We start from the raw sequence: 21,033 nt of genomic DNA on the forward strand, positions 1-21,033 counted from the left end.
AGAACATCACCAAAGTCTCCTTTAGATGATGTGGTGCGGTATTACACCCAATAGCTAACTCAGAGAATTAGCTATCAGCTGCTATTCAACGCGCATTACTACATCAAACTTATCCAGATTGCTTTGACGGAGAAGACCCTCCTCAACGCGATCTGCTTTTCGATAGTTATCAAACTCAAAGTGCTTAACCACTTCCTTTGTCTCGCGCTCAATAACTTCAACGATGTATTTCTTGCTCATCACTCCTCCCCCAGAGCCTTGCTGATGGCTGCCTTGGCTCGCTTATATTCGGTTAACTCTCTGCACCCTTCGTCATGCTCGTAAAGGAAGACAAGCTCTTGCAGAGCTTCGAGCAAATCAGGAGCTGCTGCGATCAGGTTGGCGTTTGCCATCCTGTCGCCGTAACCTACATCACCTAGCCATGCGACTTCCTGAACCATTCCGTCAGGCTGGGTCGAGTCGATATATTTCCCATTCACTCTCCATTTTCCAGTCGTACCCTTAAACTCTTTCATATTCACCTCTGTGGCTTGCTGCCAAAAGAAGGCCGACTATGCGTTGTCGGCGAACTCCGCTGGTAATTCATCAACTATCTGGTGACTGAGGATTAAGAACTTTCCATCCTTCACCCCATATGCATATTTCTGTTTTTTAATCATCAGATGTTCAGCTACTGCTTTAACTGCTTGTTCAGTAACATCCTCTTTTTTCCCAACCCACATTCCTTTTTCGGTGTTGAGCGTCCCTTGAAATATCTGACCGGTTAACGGGCTTGCACCCATGGTTTTAATTTTCATTTAATCGTCCTGAAAGCATTGGAAGTGGTGGTTATTTAGGCTCGCGTGGTTGGTAATTGAAGCGATGCCAGCCGTCAGTTAATTCAATCTGTTTATAACTTTCCCTGCGATCTGCAAAGCAAATCTCTACAGCCAGAGCATGTAATTCATGGCGACGCTTAATTTGCTCCATTGCTATCCAGTCTGCGTCTGCGTTTCTTTTCTGTGCCTGCCTTGGTGTTAAATCAAGACAGTTAACAGCGCTAAGCTTGTTCATTCTGTTGATGTCCTGCTTCATGCTTTTGAGCAAGCTAATTGCTGCGTCAATTTTTTTGATTTCATCCTCTCTCATCTCTCACCCCATTAACGCGCTGTAACCTGTTTAGACTTACGATGGCCAGCTGCGTACAGAGCCACTTCTGGCAGACACACAGCTCCACCTTCAACTTCCTTCTGACGCGTTCCTGCAAGCGAAATGGCTTTGGTTACGCGTGTACTGCATGTGCTATTTGCTACCCGGCGTGCAAGAGAAGCGTCCTGCATTGCCTGTTCACGTTGAGCCTGTCTGCGTGCTCTGCGGCGATTTCTGGCGTTATCATCAGCCAGGTAAGTAACGATAATCATGCTGACCTCCGATGATTGGCTTTGGCGATTGGATGGCCGGTACTGATCTCCAGCTTGCTACTGCCTCATTCTGTAGCTTGATGGCCTGCGCATCAGTCTGCGCATTCATCCAATCCCAAAGCCAACTGCTCTTTGGTTCCCGCATTTCGGCGGGACAATCCCATCAATGTTAAAGAGCGATTCAGCATTCTGGTTAGTAGTGCTTCCTGCTGATGGGTTAAATATACCTACGGGTAAAATCATTGTCTATACCTATGGGTAAATATTTTAGGCGAAAAAGTTTACCCGATTGAAAAATCAGGTAATTTATTTTTATTGTTTAGTTATGGGTTTGGATTTTCAGGCCAAGCTGGAAGGAGGTTTTCGTTGACTGTTTGATGTGATTTCAGTGAGTTAAGCGCGGAAAGGCGAGTCATTGCGCAGGTGTACATCTCTTGCTGAGATTTTTCCATCTCGTTCCATGCAAGGTTTCTGTACTTCTCAATTACTGTTTCAGCTTCGCAAATAAGCTTTTGTTTTCTCCTGAGGCCTGATTTTTGCTCGGCTCCTGCTCTTGTATAGAGCTTGTGCATGCAGAAAACCAAGATGGCTAGTATCAAAGCCCCAGGAATATACACTTCAGTTAGTCCTCTTCAACTCGTGGAACGTCGTCCTGATCTACATAGCGTGTATGCTTAACTATTGCGGAGACAAAGTGCATTTTTACAACATCATCCGCACTCAAAGTTATCGGTCTATGGTCACTGTTGACGCTGCTGAATTGATAGTCCCCATCGCGGGTTCTATTCATAATTTTAATCATGTTGTGACCGTCTTTTGTTCGAACGAAAACTTCGTCACCCGCATGAACCGTAGTGTTTGGCTCGATGACAACATATTCTCCAGACTGAATACGAGGCCACATGCTATCGCCTTTGACTTTTAAGCCATAGGCATCCTTATCACCGCTATAAATTCGAAGCCAACCGGCTCTGAACTCGATCATATCCACTGAGCCATCTACTCCCAAAACGGCCTCACCAATTACAGGAACATATCCTGCGCGAATGCTTCCGGCAAATTCCAGTTCTTCATTTGCGCTTGGCATCTCAGATGTGATCGAGTCCATCCAGCCTCTAGGTAGGCTGAATGCGTTTTCTATGATTTCCATCATGTCATCAGCAATGCGTTTTCTCCCAGCTTTTCCTTCTGGGTAGAGCATTCTTGAAATATACGATGGCTCTCTTTCTATTCGACGTGCCAGCTCAGCTGCCTTCCCGTTACAGAACCTGTCCCGGATTTCAATGAGCTTCAGTCTTCTCTGTTCGTATTTATCCATAGCAGAGATCTTATCCAACATTACCTCGCGGTAAATAACCTGCGGGTATTGATTTATGTTTTACCTGTAGGTAAACTCTATTCATGATGCAACGAGAAAGGAGAAGGGATATGGAGAAACTTCGTACATATCTAAACTCCCTCTCACTTGAGGAGCAGCGCGAGTTTGCCTCCCGATGCGGAACTTCAATCGGCTATTTGCGTAAAGCTCTTAGCAAGAATCATGAGTTAGGCGCTGCGTTATGCGTACTAATCGAGAAGTTCAGTAACGGTACCGTGACTCGTAAGGATCTGCATCCTGGTGATTGGGTAAGCATTTGGCCTGAATTGATGGCCGCATAAGCAGTACCGCTCTTTAACAGATCTGGCCTCATTCCCGCCGAAATGCGGGGATAAACCAACGCATCAACAGATGCGTAACTAACTATTTAACTAAGGAAAATAATATTTTATGGAGCTTGCAAAAGACAGCAAAAAGGTACGCGAAGTGGAAACAGAGCTTCGTGCCAGACTCGTTTCAATGGGTCAGACAAATTTCGCAAAGATGGCGGGATGGGCTGATTCAAAGGTGAGTCGATTAAACATCCACGATATGGCGGTTACGTTCGTTCTTCTGGAAAAAGTCTGGGAGACAAGCCTGATTCGTGAAGTGGCAAGACAGGCTATTGCAGCTGTTATGCCAGAAAACAAAAAACGCCCAGCGGTAACTGAGCGTTTAGAGCAAATCACATTGGATTTTTGAGTCACTGTGTTACGTCAACAACACTAACTTCAGGAGTAATTATATGCGAAAAAATACCGAATTGCACAAAGAAGTTAAGCGTTCTCGCTTCCTTCAATCCATTGAACCAAACACCGCAATGATGTTTTCCAGCGTAGCTAAGTTTGAGCTTATGAAGTCTGAAGCTAAGGCTCTCCTGAAGGATTTGCCGGTTGAAGACGGATATACGTTCATTCCAAATTCCTTCCTCGAAAGGCTTCTCAAGCAGGACTTCTCTGTAGAGCAGTTCAACGAGATCCTGAAAGTATTCCGTGAGGGTCGATAGCCATGGAAAGCACTGCAATTGTTTACGATTTCAGCGCCGCACACGAGCGCAGGAGTTCCCGGATGGAAAACCAAAAACAGGGTCACTTTGCTCTGTTCAGGAGTCTTCTGTCAAAGGATTGGGCGACTGATACAGCCAAGTTTGCATTGTGGGTAAGGATTATCGGTCTTGCTCAGTACAAGCCACGTAGCGTTGAATTTGACGGCGTGAAATGGGACTTAGAGCCTGGGCAGCTTGTGACGAAAATCTCCTATCTGGCGAGGAAACTTAAAGACTCTCAAGGGAATGAGAAGTCCGCTAAACAGGTTCGCGACATGCTCGAATTCTTTGCAAAAGAGAAGATGATCACCTTCGCTGGTAACCGTCATGGCACCGTAATTTCGGTCATAAATTACACAGATTATCAGGCCGATTTTGAGGTAACAAAGCAGGTCACTAACGAGGTAACAAACAAACCTAGCAACCACGCTGGCTCAGATGTCGTTGAGGTAACAAAGCAGGTCACTAACGAGGTAGAACAGAGTAAGAAGTTATTAGAACAAGAATATAAAAACATTACCCAAACCCACGAAGTGGGCTTGTCTGATAATGAAAAATTAACACCCCGTCAGAAAGGCACTAACCCCCGTGCTAAGAAAACCAACAAGCGATCAGCGCTACTGACATTCGACCGCGAGCGTTTCAAAGATACGTGGAACTGCAAAGCTAAACGCCTCGGAATGCCAACCATCCTGAGCATTACCAAAACCACTGAGGCCGGAATCAATCGCCTCTGGGATTCGTACCTGAAGCAGTGCAAAGAGCTTGGAAAGGAGCCGCGTGATATCGACAGCATCCTGAACGGATACATCGAGCATGGGTATAAGCCGACTCAATGGGCGCTTGGTGGAAACCCTGAAGGAAAGGTTTACGGGATTGATACTGCCCTGACGCAGAAGAAGATTGACGAGATTTTAGGAGCGGGAAGCTGATGGAGAGTTACGATTTTGAGCACCAATTGGTTGGCTCGATGATGGTCAAAGGCGATCACATTGACTGCCGAGAAATTGCCGGGAAGCTTCCTGCTGATGCATTCGAGAACTTCCACCTGAAAAGCATGTACCAGGCGATTGTGACACTGTTGAACAAGGCTGAGCCGGTAGACATGTTCACCGTTAAGGATGCAGTACCTGCTGCCACGAAGGATTTTGTGGTTGAGGTAGCATGCAAGTGTTCATCTGCAGCAAATATCCGTGGTTGGGCTAAGCGTGTCAGGCAGTGCTGGATGTTACGCCGTGGTGAGGCTGAGCTTAAGCGAGCGGCAGAACTTCTAGCAGGTGCGGGAACGCATGACCTGAATGACCGGATCGCAGAAGTAAGCGGGATCCTGTCAAAACTCCAGTTCGAAACCAACGACAAGCTACCGCGCCGAATCGGTGACTTGCTGGATGATTACATGGTTGTTCTGGAAAACAGGATGAAGGGAGAGGAGTCTGGCCTGTATCTCAAGACTGGTATTCAGCCTATGGACGATGCATACGGTGGACTGGACAGAACGGACCTGATTGTAATCGCTGGTCGCCCGGGAATGGGTAAAACGGAACTTGCCATCAATATCGCCAACTCGGTTGGGAGGCAGAAAGGGAAGGGGCTGCTTATCTCGATGGAAATGTCTGATATGCAGGTGGTAGAGCGTCACGTAGCTGACCGAGCAGGGTTATCGGTGGGAACACTGCGAAACCCTCTCAACATGATACAGGAGCAATACACACGCCTTACAGCGGCAACGGGAACTCTTCTGGATGAAGATAACCACGTCATAGATGGTTCCTTTACCGTCGATGAGTGCATAGCTCATGCGGAGCGCATGAACATGGATGGTGGCCTTAGCTTCCTAGCTATCGACTACCTCGGCCTGATTGAGAAACCCACAAACATTCCAGAGCATCAGGCCATCGCTGACATCACCAGAAAGCTTAAGCAGTTCTGCCTTCGCAACAAGGTTCCGGTAATTTTGCTGGCTCAGCTTAATCGTGGTCCAGAAGGCCGTCAGGAAAAACGCCCTGGATTGGGTGATTTGGCAAAATCTGGTGCCATCGAGCAGGACGCCGACGTAATCATCTTCCCTTATCGCGATGAAGTGTACGACGAGAACAGCAACATGAAGGGAATCGCGGAAATCATCATCGGAAAATATCGATCTGGTCGGCCGCAGACTTTCTACATGGGCTGGAAGAATGGTCACTTCGTGAATATTGACCAGCAGGAAGCCGCCAAGCAGTTCTCAGCCAACCAGACGGAGTCGAAATCAAACGACTGGAGATAATCCATGAACACACGAGACAAAATACTCAACCACCTTGAAACAAACATCCCCACCTCAGCACCACAATTCGCAAAACTCCGCGGATGCCAGAAATCACATATCAACCTGCTACTGCGTGACCTTATCGCAGACGGCCAGATTGAGATTGAGCGTATCAGTAACAGCGTTAAGCACTATCGACTTGCTTCACTCCATCATGAGCGCACAGAAGCTGTTCTGCGGTATTTGGACGATCATGAAACCGGAATGGCAGTTGAGATATCAACCGCAACAGGAATCGACAAACGTCTCGTTACGAAGATGCTCAAGCATCTTCATGAAAACGGTGAGCTGCATCGTGACTGGTGCCATAAGAACGCATGGGTATACAGCAAGAAGCCGGTGTTTAACTTTGGCGCAGCCAACCCACTGACTGCATTTATCAACCAGAAATTGAGAGAGGTGAGGGCATCATGACGACTTACCTGATTTACTCCGGGCTTTTGTTTAACGCATTGATAGCGCTTGCCGCGATAACGGTCGTGTTTGTTTGGTTTATATGGCCAGCCATAGAAGCTGCAAGCATAACGAGATGCCAATGTAAGGTTTCGAAGATGTATGGCGGCAAGCCAAGCGCCAAAGACATTTTGAAAACGTTCAAGTATTGGTACTCAGACCTTCTGTTCGGTCGTAGTTGGGAGCGAATCAGCAACCGACAATTCGAATGGGAAGGTGTAGGTAACTGGACTGTTTATAGCGGACAAGATTGATAACACCCCAGCACGCTGATGGAGAGTAATGATGATAAAAACAAACGAACCTTTTAGCCTGATTATCAATGATCCGGTTGAGCTGACCATGGCATCACTTAAGTCGAAGCTGATTATCACTATAACTCAGCTAATTAGGCAGGAAGGATGGACACAGGTTGTTGCTGCAAAACGGCTTGGAGTCAGCCAGCCAAGAGTTAGCAACTTGCTTCATGGCTATGTATCGAAGTTCTCGATAGACATGCTTTTGGAGATGCTCTGCAAAATCGGCTTTGTAGTTGATGTGACATTCAGACCGCACAACACGGAAAGCCCAATAGAAATGACAATCAAAAAGGCAGTAGTTTAGCCAGGTGATGGAGAGGAATGATGGAAGTAAAAACATACGCAGTGAATTGCAACGATGCATGGCTCAATACCAAAGGCGATGACATCTCGGATTCCTACGTGAAGTATCGCGACTTTAAATCGCTTCAGGACAGATTCCAGTCTTACTGCAAGCATGACGGCGGAACACTTCACGCAGGTGATGGTCGCTACTGCGCTATCTGTATGTGGCCAGAAGGCAAGTGCCAGCATAGAAGTTCAAAGGCATGGGATAAATTCTGCTGTGAGTGCGGCGAAAAACTGAAGGATGGCGAGTAATGGAGAGGAATATGGACGAATCAAGAAAGGCTTTCGAGGCTGAAATGGCAAAACTTGGCGACTGCGTAGACATGCGAAGAGCAAAGAATGGCGATGAAGAGTACATGGCATGGGATGTGCGGTTGGCATGGCGATTCTGGAACCTTTCTCGCGCAGCTATCGAGATAAAACTCGATGACAAAGTGATGGTTGAGGATGAGTTCGACAAAGGTCACAACTGCGCCATCGATTATTGCGCTGACGCCATCCGCGCCGCTGGAATCAAAGTGAAGGAGTGAGTATGCCAATAGTGAAATGGTTTTTGTGGCGACGATGGTTATTCAGTAAATGGACCAAGAACTACAAAGAGCAGCCTGTTATGGGGAATCTTCTTAAGACGAATTTCGCCTCATGCAGGTCATATCCAATAATTTACCGTGACATGGTGAGAATCATTAGAGGACATCATGACAAAGCAAACAATCTTCCTTCGAAGTAAGCAGCAACAGCAGTCAGCAATAAACGCCATTCTCACATCACCCCTCGACAACGACAGACCCATCACCATTCGAATCTCTGACTACAAGCGCAACATTGACCAGAACGCGAAATTTCACGCGATGCTTGGTGATATCGCTCGTCAGGTCACATGGTGTGGAAAGCAACTTAAGCCTGAACAGTGGAAGGTATTGCTGATAAGCGGCCATGCGGTCGCTACAAAGCAGGAGGCTGAAGTTGTTCCCGGGTTAGAGGGTGAGTACGTCAACATCCGCGAAAGCAGCGCAGAGATGAGCGTAGGACGCATGGCGAGCCTCATAGAGTATACGACTGCGTGGGCAACAGGACAGGGCGTCAGATTCACTGACAGGAGGTACGATTGAAGCGAACGTATTTCTACCACCCGCCAATGACTACCGACGAAGCAAACCAACTAATCACTCTCTACCACTCCCGAAACGTACAAACAACAAAGCATCTTAGTGCTGACCCACGCCTGTGGATAGTCGGAGCCTTGCTTCCAGAGTACGCCAGCGAGCCAAAGGGTAGGAGTCAGTATCAATCCAGAATGTGGAGTTAGCTATGAGCCTTATCGAAGATTACCAGGGTCGACTTGATGACCTGCTTACTGATGCATCAGGAGACGACATCGACCCAATTGACCTGCTGGTTAATGCGATCGCCGATTATCTGGAAGACGAGCTTGAGGATGAAGAGGACAAAACGCTTTGCGTCGACTTCGGCGGAAAGAGCCTGATTATCAGCATCGTCAGCAATGACGAGCAGCCGGTTAGTGAGAGGGTGCATTGATATGGTTATTTGGTCTTTATTTGACGGCTCAGGATATATGGGTCATCAAGCGGCAATTGATGGGCATCAGGTTTATTGTTTTAACGCAGATGATGCCGACCATGGTCCATACAACAAAGCCAAGGTACAACACGAAAATATTCACTACATAAATATCTGGATAGATAAGGATTTTGACCCGTGCAAAATGGGAGTTCCGGCTCCGGATATCATTTATTCTTTCCCGCCATGTACCGATATTGCTGTTAGTGGCGCAGCTCATTTTGCGAGAAAGAAAATTTCCGACCCTCACTTTCAGGATAGAGCGATAGAGAAAGCAAGAATCGCTGAATTCTTGGGTGATAAATATGGAGTTCCATACATGATTGAGAATCCCGTCAGTGTGCTGGCCACTAAATGGAGAAAGCCTGACTACACATTTCATCCATATGAGTTTGGTGGATATTTGCCTGAAGGCGATAAACACCCCTTTTTCCCTCAGTACATTAAACCAAGAGATGCCTATCCAAAGAAAACCTGCCTATGGGTAGGGAATGGATTTGTTTTCCCAGAAAAGAGGCCTGTTGACGTCAATAGTGGGTATTCAGACCAACATGTCAACAACGGGTAAAAAGTGATCCACTTACCGCCACCACCAACGGTTTAATATTGATCCACCTTGTTTACTCAGGATTAGCTTCAGCTATAACCCCGGCCTTTCGTTTCTGCTTCAGTCGATAGCTTTCCCCTTTTATTTGCACGACGTGTGAGTGATGTAAGATCCGGTCCAGCATCGCCGATGTCAGCGCTGCATCACCGGCGAACGTCTGATCCCACTGCCCGAACGGCAGGTTGGAGGTCAGGATCATCGCGCTCTTCTCGTAACGTTTGGCGATGACCTGGAAGAACAGCTTGGCTTCCTCCTGACTGAACGGCAGATAACCTATTTCATCGATGATAAGCAGCTTCGGGGCCATGACACCACGATTGAGAGTCGTTTTGTAACGGCCCTGACGCTGTGAAGTGGACAGCTGTAGCAGCAGGTCCGCTGCTGTTGTGAAGCGAACCTTGATGCCCGCCCGTACTGCTTCGTAGCCCATGGCTATCGCCAGATGCGTTTTTCCCACGCCCGATGGCCCCAGCAACACGATGTTTTCGTTACGCTCTATGAAGCTCAGGGATCGCAGCGACTGGATTTGCTTCTGAGGAGCGCCGGTGGCGAAGGTGAAGTCGTACTCCTCGAACGTCTTTACCGCCGGGAAGGCTGCCATCCGCGTGTACATCGCCTGTTTACGCTGATGCCGGGCCAGTTTCTCCTCATGTAACAGGTGCTCCAGGAAGTCCATGTAGCTCCATTCCTGATCCACCGCCTGTTGCGACAGCGCCGGCGCTGCGCCGATAAGACTGTCCAGCTGGAGCTGTTCGGCAAGCACCATCAGCCGTTGATGTTGCAGTTCGACCATCATGCGGCTCCTCTGCAGAACGTGTCATAGATGGAGAGCGGATGATGCAACGGCTGCCTGTCGAAGGTCATCAGGCTTTCATCAACCTGCACGTCATACTGTTTTTTCTCCGGTGGCAGTGCCAGCATGGATTGCTGTTCCTCCACCCAGCGATCGCAGGGGCGGGTCTGGATAGTTTCATGCTTACGTTGATTGGCCACATCGTACAGCCAGCGCAGGCCGTAACGGTTTGCGGTTTCAACATCGACGGTGATCCCCATCGGACGCAGGCGTGTCATTAACGGGATATAGAAGCTGTTGCGGGCGTACTGCACCATCCTCTCCACCTTGCCTTTAGTCTGCGCCCTGAAGGGACGGCACAGGCGGGGAGAGAAGCCCATCTCTTTGCCGAACTGCCACAGGGAAGGATGGAACCGGTGCTGCCCGGTCTGGTAAGCATCACGCTGCAGCACCACCGTTTTCATATTGTCGTACAGGACTTCCTGCGGTACACCGCCGAAGAAGCTGAACGCATTGCGGTGACAGGCTTCCAGCGTGTCGTAGCGCATGTTGTCGGTGAACTCGATGTAAAGCATTCTGCTGTATCCCAGAACAGCGACGAACACATGCAGGGGTGACTTGCCGTTTCGCATGGTCCCCCAGTCAACCTGCATCTGCCGTCCGGGCTCGGTTTCGAAGCGAACGACCGGTTCTGCCTGTGCTGGCAGGGTCTGTTTACGGATGAACTCTCTCAGGATAGTAAGCCCTCCACGATAGCCCAGCTCCATGATTTCCCTGGCAATAACGGTCGCCGGGATTTTGTAGGGATGCGCATCGCTGATCCGCTTAGAGATGTAATCACGGTATTCATCGAGCAGTGATGATGGTGCCGGGCGTGGTGAATACTGCGGCTTTTCAGATTTGGCTTTCAGGTGGCTGCGGACAGTATTGCGCGAAATACCCAGCTCCCTGGCAATGGCCCGGATACTCATTCCCCGCTTGTGCAGGACTTTAATTTCCATACGAATCTCAAAAGTGATCATAAGCTCCCCTGTATTCAGAGGAGCAGATTAACCCCTGGATCAATTTTCAACCGCTGGGGTGGATCAGTTTTGCACCGTTGGTAACACAACACAAAAAGCTTGGAGGGAAATCACCAAAGACCAAGGTTATACGGTCATTAACCCCCAGAGGTATGGCATTAGCTATTCACGAGGCCAATCATGCTTAGCCAACACGAAGCCCAATCATACGAGCAGCAGAGCATACGTCGAACGTTGTGCGCAGGCTGCACGAAGGAACTATCCGACGATGAGACTCACGTTTGTGAGGAATGTGCTGCTATGGCAATAGCGTATCGCGACCCAAACGGATTTATGACGGAGGAAGATGATGATATTCAGTAGATACGGGGAAATTACTTTCAGGCACTTCCAGGATAATCCTGCGTGGGCGGCAGCGGCAGGATATGACTTCAACTTCATTGACTGCATATCAGCATCGGCGCAGTGCACATCGAACATAGCAAGTAACTTGCTCGATGAGATTGCAGAGTTTCCAGATGCAGAAGTTCGTTATATTCCAGTTTTCATCATTAAGCTTTCAGTTGGTTCATTACTTCTGTTTGCCATGATGCTTGCCTATCCATTATTTGCATTGGTCATCTTCTTGCGATGCAAATCAATGAAGCGCAAATACAAAGACGATTATAGCGACATAGTCGATCACAACCTTCGCACTTGGGCTTACCATGTTTATCGTAGGAGCTTAAAAAATGGCTAAAGCACCCAGGCGAAAATGCAAAGTCTGCAATGAGTGGTTCTATCCGGCATTCTCAAATCAGTGGTGGTGCAGCCCGGATCACGGAACTGAACTAGCACTGGAGCGAAGAAGCAAGGAGAGAGAAAAAGCAGAGAAAGCAGCAGACAAGAAACGACGACGAGAATATCAGCAGCAGAAAGACAAGTTAAAGATTCGAAAGCTCGCCTTAAAGCCCCGAAGTTACTGGATTAAACAAGCCCAACAAGCAGTAAACGCCTTCATCAGAGAAAGAGACCGCGACTTACCATGTATCTCGTGCGGAACGTTCACGTCTGCTCAGTGGGATGCCGGTCACTACCGGACAACTGCTGCGGCACCTCAACTCCGATTTGATGAACGCAATATCCATAAACAATGCGTCGTATGCAATCAGCACAAGAGCGGGAATCTGGTTCCTTATCGCGTGATGCTCATCGAACGCATCGGGCATGCAGCTGTAGACGAAATCGAATCTGACCATAAGCGCCATCGCTGGACTACAGAAGAGTGCAAAGCGATTAAGGCGGAGTATCAGCAGAAGCTTAAAGACCTGCGTGAAAGCAGAAGCGAGGCAGCATGACCAGAGAATACGTCAAGAAAATCCACTACCCATGCGAAACGGCAGCAATCTTCCAGGATGTGCTTTTCGTCATGCGAGTTAACCATTACTCGGAGCTTCTCAATCAGGCTGACAGAGCTGCTGAGTTCTACCTTAGCCACTTCCCCTTCTGCACGTTAGAAAACGTCAGAGAAGGCATTCTGTACAGCTTTGGCGGGCTTTACCTGAATGACTATGAACTTATCCGGGAGGCAGCATGACGGATAAATCAAACACCCCGGCAGAAATTAAAGACCTGTGGCGAACGCCGCCAGAGATATTTCATGCGCTAAATGCTGAGTTCAATTTCGTACTCGACGCAGCTGCAAGCATTGATAACAGCCTATGCAGACATTTCATCACTGAGCAGCAGGACACACTCAAAACACCATGGAATGAAGTAATGCCAAATGTTCCTGGCTATGTGTGGCTCAACCCTCCCTACAGCAAGCCAATGCCATTTGTGCAGAAAGCGGCGCAAGAAAATGCAGAGCACTGGACTGGCTGTGTGATGTTGCTTAATGCAGATTGCTCAGTTGGCTGGTTTCTGGAGGCGATAAAGACGGCGCATGAGGTCAGGTTTATCACGGGCGGAAGGCTGGCGTTCCTGAGTGCATCAACTGGAAACCCGGTATCTGGCAACAACAAAGGTCAAATGTTCGTTATCTGGCACCCATACCCACGAGCTGGTGAGTGCCGAATGACAACTGTCGATCGCGATGTGCTGATGGAGTACGGGCGCAGATTCATGAGGAAGGCAGCATGATTTACATCATAAGCACCTACATACCTGACTCGTGGAAAACCAGCGCATGGCTTCTGTGGGACAGACGTGAAACCTGGAAGGTTTGCAAGGCGTACTACAGAGATTATCAGCTGGCTTACGAAAACCTCAGGCTCCATGAAGACATCATCGCGTTAATCAAAAGAGTTAAGTCGGAGGAAACATGTGCAGCGTAACCAACATCCAGCAAGCCAAATGGCAGCGTCAGCGAGATATGCATAACGAGCAGGTGCTGATAGACAAAGAGCAGGAGCTTGAGCGCAGTCTTGATTATGTGCGCGAGCAACTGCGGGAAGTGCGTAATCGTCTTGGAACGAATAAGCCAGACGGTCCGGAGGCGGCGTGATGAATAAGTGGAAACATACAAGGCAGGAGCTCCCGCCTGAGGGCGTCTTGGTTGACACCATCAGTCAGGGAGGAATGGAGCAAAAGCTTAAACGACAGGGAAATCTCTGGTTTGTTAAAAGTGGCGATATGTACGTTTATTACACGCCGGAGAAATGGCGCTACATCGTGGGGGCAAGATGATCACACTACTTTTGGTCGCCTATGCATTCATGGCCGGCATGACCACTGAATACACGCATACCAGGCAGAAAGAGCTTGGCTATAAAACCAACCTCAAATGGATATCAATTTTCGCTGGCATCGCCTGGCCATACACAATCTGGAGAATTTCACGATGAACCTGGAAAACGCAGTCAAGTTTCACTTCGCGAAGTCTACGCAGATAAACGATACGCCGCGCGCAACCTCATCAGAGACGTTAACTGGTACTGACGTGATGGCAGCCATGGGTATGACACAAAGTCTCGTTACGTTAGGTTACAGCGCGTTTTTAGGGAAGATGGAAATCAGCAGCAATGACCGTGAGAAAGCTATTGAACTGCTGACCCAATATGCACTTGAGCACTGCGATAAGGTTGCCGCCTTACGTAAGCTCGAAAATGATATTAAGCAAAAAGTAATGCAAGTGCTCGCAACATTCGCATTTGCTGACTATTCCCGTAGCGCTGCCAGTACGCGAACCTGTGATTGTTGTGGTGGCAAAAAGTTTGTCGATGCTGAAGTCATGACGATGAAAAGCATCGGGCAGCCGTATCTTGCTGAGCGCAGGGAAATGGTGAAAGTGCTGTGCCATAAATGCAAAGGGAAGGGCGTGCTGACCAATGCCTGCCAGTGCAACGGCAAAGGCGTGGTGGTAGACAAAGAGAAAACTATTCTACAGGGCGGCGTTCCAGCTTATAAAACGTGCGGTCGCTGCAATGGGCGTGGTTATGCTCGTTTGTTGCCTGATGCCGTACGGCAATATATCTGCGCTACGGTGATTGATGTACCAGAAACCACATGGCGCAGGTCATACAAGGACTTCTTCGAAAGTCTGGTAGGTGAGTGCATTAAGCAGGAGGAATATGCAAATCAGATGTTGAGCAAAGTCACGCGATGATAAATAATTTCTACGGAAACGGATTTCTGTAGAAATGGTGCTTTACAAAGTGGCGATATTTGTTTAATCTGAACTCTAACGATGGGTAACTGACTTCGTTGGCGGTGAGATAACAGAGGCGGGGCTCACCACCGATTCCGCCTAGTTGGTAAAACCACGTGTTTGCGTGACGACTCCAACCATCGCAGGCTGAGAGGTCTGCAAGATCCACACGAAAGAGTTGCGGTTATCCAGCAACAACTAGAGCCCCGGCAGAGATGCAGGGGCTTTTTTATTGGCGAAATCTGGTAAGGGTACTGAAAACCCATAAGCACCATACGAGCGCTAGAGGACGGCGGCATCGCAGTGCTCTTTCCAGTTTTCGTCACGTTAGCGACTTTGCGGACTTTTAAGAAACGGACCACAAAGATAAATGCAAACGATGATCAATTCCTGGCAGTAGCCTAACGGCTAAACACCAGTGAGGTATTCCAGCTCCTCATCAACAAATCTGGCGCATTGCGGCCCTGAGATGTGATTAATAATTCAGGGCATCCATCAATTAGAGTATTGAGTCGATAATCGTGAAGAGTCGACGCGCCTGGTAAGCCAGTACTCTAATTCGTGGGTAACAACAGTCATATCGGCTTAGTAAATCCCATATCGGCGTCAGGTTGATCGCTGACCGTCAGCTCCACGAAACGGAGCCCATAACAGGTAAGAGCGTTGAGCGATGTCGGAGATCGCCATTCTTGGTAGAGGGTTCGAATCCCTACTCAGTGCTCTTTCCGTTGTGGTAATCCTGATGCTAGATGGTTGGGTTTCGGCCAACCATGGCGACGAAGGAAATGCTGACGAACAGCGCCACACACCAAACCTGCTACCTCAGGCAATCGGTCGAAAGACGCCGGATAAACGTAACCGGCCTTAATTGCACGACCTTTCTGAAAGCACTCTATATCCAACAACCAGACCTCACACACCTCACCGTATCGCTCTGTGGCTACGGGTTTAGAGTGCTGCCAAAAAAGAAAACCCAGCATTGAGCTGGGCTTCGTGAAAATGGGCGACCGTAAGTTGGTGGAACAACCTACGGCCATCTTGCTCATGATTGGAGTCACGAACAAAGACCGAGGCCCATATCGTCTGATCAGACGGGCAAAACATTAGATCGGATTTGTTCGCAACACAATGCGTCACCTCTCAATAAGAACAAATCCCCCAATCATTTGGGGTCGCTAATATGCGGCCTGGTAGTCTCATGCCAGTCGCTTTAACAGGCCACCATCATGGTGGAGACTACGCAATGGCAAACGGAACAGACCTTATTCCGGCTTTGCTTCTCGCGCTCATCATGACGGTGCTTGGTTCATGGGCAAAGTACGAAACCAGACCGGCAGCTGAAAAAGTCAGCCTTGGCAGTCATATGATCGTGTCAATCTTTGCCGGAACAATGATGGCTCTATATGGGCTGGACAAACAGTGGTCACTTTACATCCTCGGTATGGGATGCGGTGCTGCGGGATGGCAAGGAGCAGCAATCCTCAAAAAGTTGCCATGGTTCAGCCAAAGTGACAATGGTGATAATTATGGCAAGAACTGAGATCAGGGTGGGGCGATATATTGTCGACTTCGTACCTGTCGTATTCCTTATCTTAACCGCCATCCTCTGCAATCAATTCAACGACTCGGTAAACAGTAGTCGTGATGCCGTGAAGCTTGCCAGTGATATGAACCGGCAAAGAACGGCAGCTGAGATGCGAGCGCACAATGCAGAGCAAAAGCTGGCGAATAACACACAGAATGCTCCCGGCGTAGTAATTATCTCGCCGGATGGTAAGACGGTTCAGGCCATAGAGCCAAAAACGAGTTACAGCAGCATTCAGCGTGAAGTTTCCTTCTGAGGTAGACCATGACAAAAGACCAGTTTATGCGAGCTGCAGGAATTTCTTCCGCGCTTGCTGATAAATGGTACCCGCATGTCGTCAAAGTCATGGATGAGTTCGGCATCAACACTCCTTTGCGCGAAGCTCACTTCATCGCTCAGATTGGTACAGAATCCAACGGCTGGCGCTCAGTAGTTGAGTCGCTGAATTATTCGGTGGCAGGTCTGGTGATTTTTGGCGATCGGCTTACTGCGGCTCAGCGTGAAAAGCTCGGTCGTAAACCCGGGGAGCTGGCTCTTTCGCCATCGCGCCAGGCTGATATTGCGAATATCGTTTATGGCGGCCGGTACGGAAACTCTGCGCCAGGTGATGGCTGGAAATATCGTGGACGCGGACTGAAGCAAGTCACATTCAAGGCTAACTATGCCGAATGTGGTAAAGCTCTTTCCCTCGATCTGTTGAATGACCCTGATTTATTGCTTCAGGACCAAAATGCAGCGCGTTCTGCCGGTTGGTTCTGGAAAGCCAATAACTGCAATTCCTTTGCAGACAAAGATGACATTGTCGGACTGACAAAACGTATCAACGGCGGGACTAATGGTCTGGACGATCGGAAGGCTCGTTATAGCGTCGCTAAAAGCGTCCTGGTGGGATAAGCATGAAATTTATCGATAACCTTCCTCAGTTATGGAAAATGTGGTCAGTGCGCATTCTCGCGGTGCTGGCTGTGATTGCTGGTATCTGGGACCAGGTGCCTGATGACGTAAAGGCATTGATTCCTGCGCAATACCTCGGCTACATCGTGGCATTCGTTTCTGTCTGCGGAATCATCGCTCGTGCAATTAAGCAATTCGACAATGACCAGCCAAAATGAACATCTCAACGGTGTTTCAGCCTGGCTGGAAATGGTGCGGAATTGCGTTGCTGTGTGGTGGCTTGCTTGGCGCACTTGCCGGTTGGTGGGTGACTGATAATAAGTTCACCGCTGATATTGCCACGCTTAAGCAGCAGCACGCCGAAGAACTCAAAGCCATCAGTGATGAAGCCAGTGCTCAGCGTGATAAAAACGCATCACTGGAACACGCATTCTCAAGCGCTGTGGCTAAAAGCGATCAGAAGCATACGCAGGAGTTAAACAATGCGCTCGCAGAAAATAAAGCTCTTCGTGATGCTGTTACCTCTGGCTCTCGCCAGCTGCAGTTCGCCAAAGCCGGTCTTGCAACCTGTAACCTGTCAAAAAGTGCAGCTGCAAGCGCCAGCGGCATGGACAATGCAGCCTCCGTCGAGCTCTCAGCAGAAGCTGGACGAAACATTTACGACATCCGCGCCGGAATCATCAGCGACCAGCAAAAACTGAAAGCGCTGCAGGATTACATCCGAGCAGGTCAGGAAGCTGGCGTAATCGCTAAGTAAAGAACAACCCCGACAAGGTGAAGAATGTGTAGCCCCGCAAGGAGGTCGATCCACATCTTGGCAAGCCGGAATAGACGGAAGTGGCAAAGCACCGCTGAAAAGCAGAGCGAAAGCTGCGACAAGAATTAACGAAGCTCAGTCAGAAATGGCTGGGCTTTTTTATTGCTCCAAACCAGCTAATCGAATTAGCAGTGCAACACATAAAACTACGAAATTTTCGTAGTTGATATCTCCATGCGCACTCGCGTGCGTCTTCAAACAAGAGCTTTCCGTAGTGTGAGTCTGAGACAGGGCGGTGGATTTCATCGTTCCGCTCTTGGCTGCCCATGTCTACGCGAGCAGGCTCATACCACAGAAAGGTAAATACGATGAACAACATTATTCCTTTGAATTATGACGGGCTGAAGATTCGCTTTAATGATGAAGGCTGGATCAATGCTACTGATGTCGCCGCAAAATTCGGCAAAGACACAACATCATGGCTTCGACAGATAGATGTGCTTGAATATATGTCCGCTCTGTCTAAAAAGCTTTTCTGTAATTCCGGGTTTCTGACAGAAATTAATGAAATCAGAAGGTTAGATACATCATCCGCTGCATCACGATCAAAAGTGCTGAGGTTTGTTAAGGCGACTCGACTTGTTGCAACAAAGACGGGCCCGCAAGGTGGTACATGGATTCATCCAAAGCTTGCAATCAGGTTTGCCCGCTGGCTTTCAGTTGACTTCGAAATCTGGTGTGACGAGCAGATTGATGCGATTGTCCGTGGTGGTTCTTTCTCAGCTGCCGATTCACGCATTACAGCGATGTTCCTGCTTGATGAATCAGTGCCGTGGGAAAAGCGATTTAGCGATCCATTCTATGCGGCGTTATTCAAAATGTCCGGGCTTCCACGTCACAGGCCAAACCGTAGACCTGCATTGTTTGGGATGATTAGCGCCAAATGGGTTTACGGACCGGTTCTGCCAGGGGATGTTTACCAAGAAGTAAAATCACGACTGGCAAAAGGCGAAAAGATTCATCAGCACCTAAAGCCCGACGCGCTGAAGTTGGTAGAGCATCAAATTATCGCCGTAACCAGTATCGCAAATGGATGCGCTGACTACCGGGATTTTGAATCCCGCTGTATGGCGGCGTTTCATGTTAAAGGGCAGATGAAAATGCTCTATGCAGCGTAGAGAAAACCATGACCAAATACCTGATAGCCGCTCTCGTAGCGGCTTTTTCGTTTTCAGCGTTAGCCGGTTCATCTTGCGCGGGCAAATTCCTGAATGACAATCCTCCTCCGGTTAAGTACGACCAGGAGATTTGCTTCACTCAGTTCTCAGTGCTTTACAGCGATTCACTGAAAGACCCGGTGGTTAGTGCTCAGCACCTCACGGCAGAAGACGTTAAAGGCTCTCTCCAGCTTAAGCGTAAGGACGCTTTCCACAGCGAGCCAAAAGTCCCTAAGCAGTTTGAGTCCACACAGAAGGACTACGCAAAGTCCGGATACGATATGGGCCACATGACTGCAGCAGGCGACGCCGGAACAGCCCAGGAGCAATTCGAAACCTTCAGCCTTGCAAATATGACACCTCAGTTACCAGACCTCAACAGAAAGGCCTGGCGACTGATGGAAGAAGCCGTGCGCAAACAGGTGCTGGCAGAAGGTGATGCCTGGGTAGTTACCGGAATGATTCCAGGCGACAAGACGATCGGGAACGGCGTCAACGTGCCAAGCGTTATCTGGAAGGCAGTGAAAGCCAAATCAGGCGAGGCTGTCTATGTTGGTGACAACACCACCGGCACCGTAACCAAAATGACCACAGCTCAGTTTGCTCTGAAATACGGCATAAAGCCGTTTAGTGAATAGTAAATAGCCAAATAGGTAAAGACGATGAATGAAGAATATCGTAAAGACCTGCAACTATGGTTTGGTCAGTCGCACGCCGCTTTTTGCGTATTGCCAAGAGTATTTATGGAGGCAATGCCAGAAGAATGGCAATCAAAAATGGCGGAACTTTTGTTCGAATATAGCGACACAATCCACACTGGAGCATGCGGTGTGCATAGTTGCTTTGTTACAGCGAAAGACATAAACAATCGGTTTATTAAAATGCCTGATGACATTCTTAACTACAGGCATCCAAAGAAAGAATTTTTAAACAGCATCAGAAAAAGCAATTAGCCATTACAAGGCTCATTTACGAGTGAGCCTGATAACGGATACTTGCTCGACCCTAGCCGGTGAGTGGGGATGTAACCCCGGCAGCCATAGTGTGTGATACCTCCTGCGTCTCCTTATGCGCAAAAACATCGCATGGCTATGGCGGACTGATGGAAAGACATTTTTATAAAATTCCACAATGCACGTCTTAATGGTGTGCATTTTAGAGCTTTATATAAGTTTCATCGCTTCCTGGTGTCAAAATTACCGGGCTAGTATCAAGCAAACCCAGCAGGAAATTCTAAATGACCACTATTGCATGGGATGGAGCAACGCTGGCATCTGATAGTCAGTCATCGGCGAATGACGCTGTATGCACATTGCGTGAACAAAAGATTTTCTATCCCAATAACGCGCCATGGTACGTGAACGATGAGGTGGTGCTAGCTGTAGGAACGGCAGGCGATTGTGGTATCGAGTCTCAGTTGTTCGAGTTGATGGAAAGCAATCTCACCTATAAAAGCGAGTTCACACCTGAGCCTGACTTCACAGCGCTAGCCATCACCGGAATAGGCAGGGCTTGGATAATTTCCAAGAACGGTGGAAACATTCACGCATCAGTGAGCTTGCAGATTGACAGTTACGCCATTGGCTCTGGAAGCATGATCGCAAGGGCAGTTATGCATTGTGACAAGGGCGCAGAATACGCTGTGAAAGTCGCAACCGAATTAGACCTCTATAGTGGCGGTGACATTCAGACATTCACTGCTGAAACAGAAATGCAAAAACGCGTAAAAGACGAATAAG

At 48.5% G+C, this 21,033-nt stretch carries 39 protein-coding genes; 30 read left to right on the forward strand and 9 right to left on the reverse strand.

The annotated features are described in order from the left end of the window. Positions 1-81: 81 nt before the first annotated feature. The 7 genes from PI91_RS26160 to PI91_RS12745 all read right to left on the reverse strand — a co-directional run bounded on the left by PI91_RS26160 (position 82) and on the right by PI91_RS12745 (position 2,718). Complete coding sequence (locus PI91_RS26160; RefSeq protein WP_198527862.1) at positions 82-240, reverse strand: hypothetical protein; 159 nt, start codon at positions 238-240, stop codon at positions 82-84. Further along, on the reverse strand, positions 240-515 hold the full coding sequence (locus tag PI91_RS12730) for a hypothetical protein (protein WP_039266258.1): 276 nt from the start codon (positions 513-515) through the stop codon (positions 240-242). Before PI91_RS12730 ends, PI91_RS26160 begins: the two co-directional genes overlap by 1 nt. 36 nt (positions 516-551) lie before the next feature. Continuing rightward, a complete protein-coding gene (locus tag PI91_RS12735) occupies positions 552-797 on the reverse strand; it encodes a hypothetical protein (protein WP_039266259.1) in 246 nt (81 codons plus the stop codon). Positions 798-828: 31 nt separating this feature from the next. After that, positions 829-1,128 (reverse strand): hypothetical protein, encoded by a 300-nt coding sequence (locus PI91_RS12740; RefSeq protein ID WP_039266260.1) that lies wholly within the window; start codon positions 1,126-1,128, stop codon positions 829-831. A gap of 11 nt (positions 1,129-1,139) precedes the next feature. Then, positions 1,140-1,400, reverse strand: a complete 261-nt coding sequence (locus PI91_RS26425; protein ID WP_071580351.1) for a hypothetical protein — start codon at positions 1,398-1,400, stop codon at positions 1,140-1,142. Between the two features lie 323 nt (positions 1,401-1,723). Continuing rightward, positions 1,724-1,972 carry a hypothetical protein gene (locus tag PI91_RS26025; RefSeq protein ID WP_157841588.1) on the reverse strand — a complete coding sequence of 83 codons (249 nt, stop codon included), beginning with the start codon at positions 1,970-1,972 and terminating at the stop codon, positions 1,724-1,726. Between the two features lie 50 nt (positions 1,973-2,022). Beyond that, the gene (locus PI91_RS12745) at positions 2,023-2,718 is read right to left on the reverse strand and encodes a S24 family peptidase (protein ID WP_039266905.1); all 696 of its coding nucleotides are present in this window, start codon (positions 2,716-2,718) and stop codon (positions 2,023-2,025) included. Positions 2,719-2,828: 110 nt separating this feature from the next. On the opposite strand from PI91_RS12745, the gene PI91_RS12750 reads away from it, so the two are divergent. The 13 genes from PI91_RS12750 (at position 2,829) to PI91_RS12815 (ending at position 9,359) form a co-directional block, all read left to right on the forward strand. Further along, the gene (locus tag PI91_RS12750; protein ID WP_039266261.1) at positions 2,829-3,059 is read left to right on the forward strand and encodes a YdaS family helix-turn-helix protein; all 231 of its coding nucleotides are present in this window, start codon (positions 2,829-2,831) and stop codon (positions 3,057-3,059) included. 109 nt (positions 3,060-3,168) lie between these two features. After that, positions 3,169-3,459, forward strand: coding sequence for a CII family transcriptional regulator (locus PI91_RS12755; protein ID WP_039266262.1), 291 nt, complete (start codon positions 3,169-3,171; stop codon positions 3,457-3,459). 43 nt (positions 3,460-3,502) lie between these two features. After that, positions 3,503-3,763 carry a hypothetical protein gene (locus PI91_RS12760; RefSeq protein ID WP_039266263.1) on the forward strand — a complete coding sequence of 87 codons (261 nt, stop codon included), beginning with the start codon at positions 3,503-3,505 and terminating at the stop codon, positions 3,761-3,763. 62 nt (positions 3,764-3,825) lie between these two features. Beyond that, on the forward strand, positions 3,826-4,734 hold the full coding sequence (locus tag PI91_RS12765; protein WP_232764399.1) for a replication protein: 909 nt from the start codon (positions 3,826-3,828) through the stop codon (positions 4,732-4,734). After that, positions 4,734-6,068: a replicative DNA helicase gene (locus PI91_RS12770; protein ID WP_039266265.1), complete on the forward strand. Its 1,335-nt coding sequence runs from the start codon at positions 4,734-4,736 to the stop codon at positions 6,066-6,068. The genes PI91_RS12765 and PI91_RS12770 overlap by 1 nt, the downstream gene beginning before the upstream one ends. A 3-nt stretch (positions 6,069-6,071) precedes the next feature. Then, on the forward strand, positions 6,072-6,524 hold the full coding sequence (locus tag PI91_RS12775; RefSeq protein ID WP_039266266.1) for a hypothetical protein: 453 nt from the start codon (positions 6,072-6,074) through the stop codon (positions 6,522-6,524). Then, positions 6,521-6,817, forward strand: coding sequence for a hypothetical protein (locus PI91_RS12780; RefSeq protein ID WP_039266267.1), 297 nt, complete (start codon positions 6,521-6,523; stop codon positions 6,815-6,817). The genes PI91_RS12775 and PI91_RS12780 overlap by 4 nt, the downstream gene beginning before the upstream one ends. 28 nt (positions 6,818-6,845) lie before the next feature. Continuing rightward, a complete protein-coding gene (locus tag PI91_RS12785; protein WP_198527863.1) occupies positions 6,846-7,166 on the forward strand; it encodes a helix-turn-helix domain-containing protein in 321 nt (106 codons plus the stop codon). A gap of 17 nt (positions 7,167-7,183) precedes the next feature. Then, entirely contained in the window at positions 7,184-7,462 is a 279-nt protein-coding gene (locus PI91_RS12790; protein ID WP_039266268.1) for a hypothetical protein, read from the forward strand. Positions 7,463-7,473: 11 nt separating this feature from the next. Next, positions 7,474-7,740 carry a hypothetical protein gene (locus tag PI91_RS12795; protein ID WP_039266907.1) on the forward strand — a complete coding sequence of 89 codons (267 nt, stop codon included), beginning with the start codon at positions 7,474-7,476 and terminating at the stop codon, positions 7,738-7,740. A gap of 168 nt (positions 7,741-7,908) precedes the next feature. Beyond that, a complete protein-coding gene (locus tag PI91_RS12805; protein WP_039266270.1) occupies positions 7,909-8,322 on the forward strand; it encodes a recombination protein NinB in 414 nt (137 codons plus the stop codon). A gap of 199 nt (positions 8,323-8,521) precedes the next feature. Next, positions 8,522-8,749 carry a hypothetical protein gene (locus tag PI91_RS12810; protein ID WP_039266271.1) on the forward strand — a complete coding sequence of 76 codons (228 nt, stop codon included), beginning with the start codon at positions 8,522-8,524 and terminating at the stop codon, positions 8,747-8,749. 1 nt (position 8,750) lies between these two features. Continuing rightward, positions 8,751-9,359 (forward strand): hypothetical protein, encoded by a 609-nt coding sequence (locus PI91_RS12815; RefSeq protein ID WP_052232725.1) that lies wholly within the window; start codon positions 8,751-8,753, stop codon positions 9,357-9,359. 52 nt (positions 9,360-9,411) lie between these two features. Here PI91_RS12815 and istB read toward each other — a convergent pair whose 3' ends face one another. Further along, a complete protein-coding gene (gene istB, locus PI91_RS12820; protein ID WP_001531258.1) occupies positions 9,412-10,194 on the reverse strand; it encodes an IS21-like element ISSen3 family helper ATPase IstB in 783 nt (260 codons plus the stop codon). Next, positions 10,191-11,213 (reverse strand): IS21-like element ISSen3 family transposase, encoded by a 1,023-nt coding sequence (istA, locus tag PI91_RS12825; RefSeq protein ID WP_000627495.1) that lies wholly within the window; start codon positions 11,211-11,213, stop codon positions 10,191-10,193. The genes istB and istA overlap by 4 nt, the downstream gene beginning before the upstream one ends. 180 nt (positions 11,214-11,393) lie before the next feature. Between istA and PI91_RS24740 the strand changes: the two genes are divergently transcribed. The 17 genes from PI91_RS24740 to PI91_RS12910 all read left to right on the forward strand — a co-directional run bounded on the left by PI91_RS24740 (position 11,394) and on the right by PI91_RS12910 (position 21,032). Continuing rightward, a complete protein-coding gene (locus PI91_RS24740) occupies positions 11,394-11,576 on the forward strand; it encodes a protein NinF (protein WP_071580353.1) in 183 nt (60 codons plus the stop codon). Next, the gene (locus PI91_RS12830) at positions 11,560-11,952 is read left to right on the forward strand and encodes a hypothetical protein (RefSeq protein ID WP_232764401.1); all 393 of its coding nucleotides are present in this window, start codon (positions 11,560-11,562) and stop codon (positions 11,950-11,952) included. The genes PI91_RS24740 and PI91_RS12830 overlap by 17 nt, the downstream gene beginning before the upstream one ends. Beyond that, a complete protein-coding gene (locus PI91_RS12835) occupies positions 11,945-12,550 on the forward strand; it encodes a recombination protein NinG (protein WP_039266272.1) in 606 nt (201 codons plus the stop codon). Before PI91_RS12830 ends, PI91_RS12835 begins: the two co-directional genes overlap by 8 nt. Continuing rightward, entirely contained in the window at positions 12,547-12,789 is a 243-nt protein-coding gene (locus PI91_RS12840) for a hypothetical protein (protein WP_039266273.1), read from the forward strand. The genes PI91_RS12835 and PI91_RS12840 overlap by 4 nt, the downstream gene beginning before the upstream one ends. Continuing rightward, positions 12,786-13,334 (forward strand): phage N-6-adenine-methyltransferase, encoded by a 549-nt coding sequence (locus PI91_RS12845; protein WP_039266274.1) that lies wholly within the window; start codon positions 12,786-12,788, stop codon positions 13,332-13,334. The genes PI91_RS12840 and PI91_RS12845 overlap by 4 nt, the downstream gene beginning before the upstream one ends. Positions 13,335-13,515: 181 nt before the next feature. Further along, positions 13,516-13,698, forward strand: a complete 183-nt coding sequence (locus tag PI91_RS12855) for a hypothetical protein (protein WP_039266276.1) — start codon at positions 13,516-13,518, stop codon at positions 13,696-13,698. Continuing rightward, a complete protein-coding gene (locus PI91_RS12860) occupies positions 13,698-13,880 on the forward strand; it encodes a hypothetical protein (RefSeq protein WP_039266277.1) in 183 nt (60 codons plus the stop codon). The genes PI91_RS12855 and PI91_RS12860 overlap by 1 nt, the downstream gene beginning before the upstream one ends. A gap of 154 nt (positions 13,881-14,034) precedes the next feature. Beyond that, positions 14,035-14,799: an antitermination protein gene (locus PI91_RS12865; RefSeq protein ID WP_039266278.1), complete on the forward strand. Its 765-nt coding sequence runs from the start codon at positions 14,035-14,037 to the stop codon at positions 14,797-14,799. A gap of 1,285 nt (positions 14,800-16,084) precedes the next feature. Further along, entirely contained in the window at positions 16,085-16,381 is a 297-nt protein-coding gene (locus tag PI91_RS12870; RefSeq protein WP_039266279.1) for a hypothetical protein, read from the forward strand. Continuing rightward, positions 16,368-16,682, forward strand: coding sequence for a hypothetical protein (locus PI91_RS12875; protein WP_039266280.1), 315 nt, complete (start codon positions 16,368-16,370; stop codon positions 16,680-16,682). The genes PI91_RS12870 and PI91_RS12875 overlap by 14 nt, the downstream gene beginning before the upstream one ends. Positions 16,683-16,690: 8 nt before the next feature. Continuing rightward, the gene (locus PI91_RS12880) at positions 16,691-17,320 is read left to right on the forward strand and encodes a glycoside hydrolase family 19 protein (protein ID WP_039266281.1); all 630 of its coding nucleotides are present in this window, start codon (positions 16,691-16,693) and stop codon (positions 17,318-17,320) included. Positions 17,321-17,322: 2 nt separating this feature from the next. After that, on the forward strand, positions 17,323-17,538 hold the full coding sequence (locus tag PI91_RS12885; protein WP_052232727.1) for a hypothetical protein: 216 nt from the start codon (positions 17,323-17,325) through the stop codon (positions 17,536-17,538). Continuing rightward, on the forward strand, positions 17,535-18,077 hold the full coding sequence (locus PI91_RS25725; RefSeq protein WP_052232728.1) for a lysis system i-spanin subunit Rz: 543 nt from the start codon (positions 17,535-17,537) through the stop codon (positions 18,075-18,077). Before PI91_RS12885 ends, PI91_RS25725 begins: the two co-directional genes overlap by 4 nt. 368 nt (positions 18,078-18,445) lie before the next feature. Beyond that, positions 18,446-19,255 (forward strand): KilA-N domain-containing protein, encoded by an 810-nt coding sequence (locus PI91_RS12895; protein ID WP_039266283.1) that lies wholly within the window; start codon positions 18,446-18,448, stop codon positions 19,253-19,255. A gap of 8 nt (positions 19,256-19,263) precedes the next feature. Beyond that, positions 19,264-19,932, forward strand: coding sequence for a DNA/RNA non-specific endonuclease (locus PI91_RS12900; protein ID WP_039266284.1), 669 nt, complete (start codon positions 19,264-19,266; stop codon positions 19,930-19,932). 24 nt (positions 19,933-19,956) lie between these two features. Beyond that, entirely contained in the window at positions 19,957-20,247 is a 291-nt protein-coding gene (locus PI91_RS25730; RefSeq protein WP_039266285.1) for a hypothetical protein, read from the forward strand. 284 nt (positions 20,248-20,531) lie between these two features. After that, entirely contained in the window at positions 20,532-21,032 is a 501-nt protein-coding gene (locus PI91_RS12910) for a hypothetical protein (RefSeq protein WP_039266286.1), read from the forward strand. Position 21,033: the final 1 nt, after the last annotated feature.

Origin of the sequence: Enterobacter sp. FB, assembly GCF_000805795.1 — a bacterium.
In the GTDB taxonomy this organism is placed as follows: Bacteria; Pseudomonadota; Gammaproteobacteria; order Enterobacterales; family Enterobacteriaceae; genus Enterobacter; species Enterobacter roggenkampii.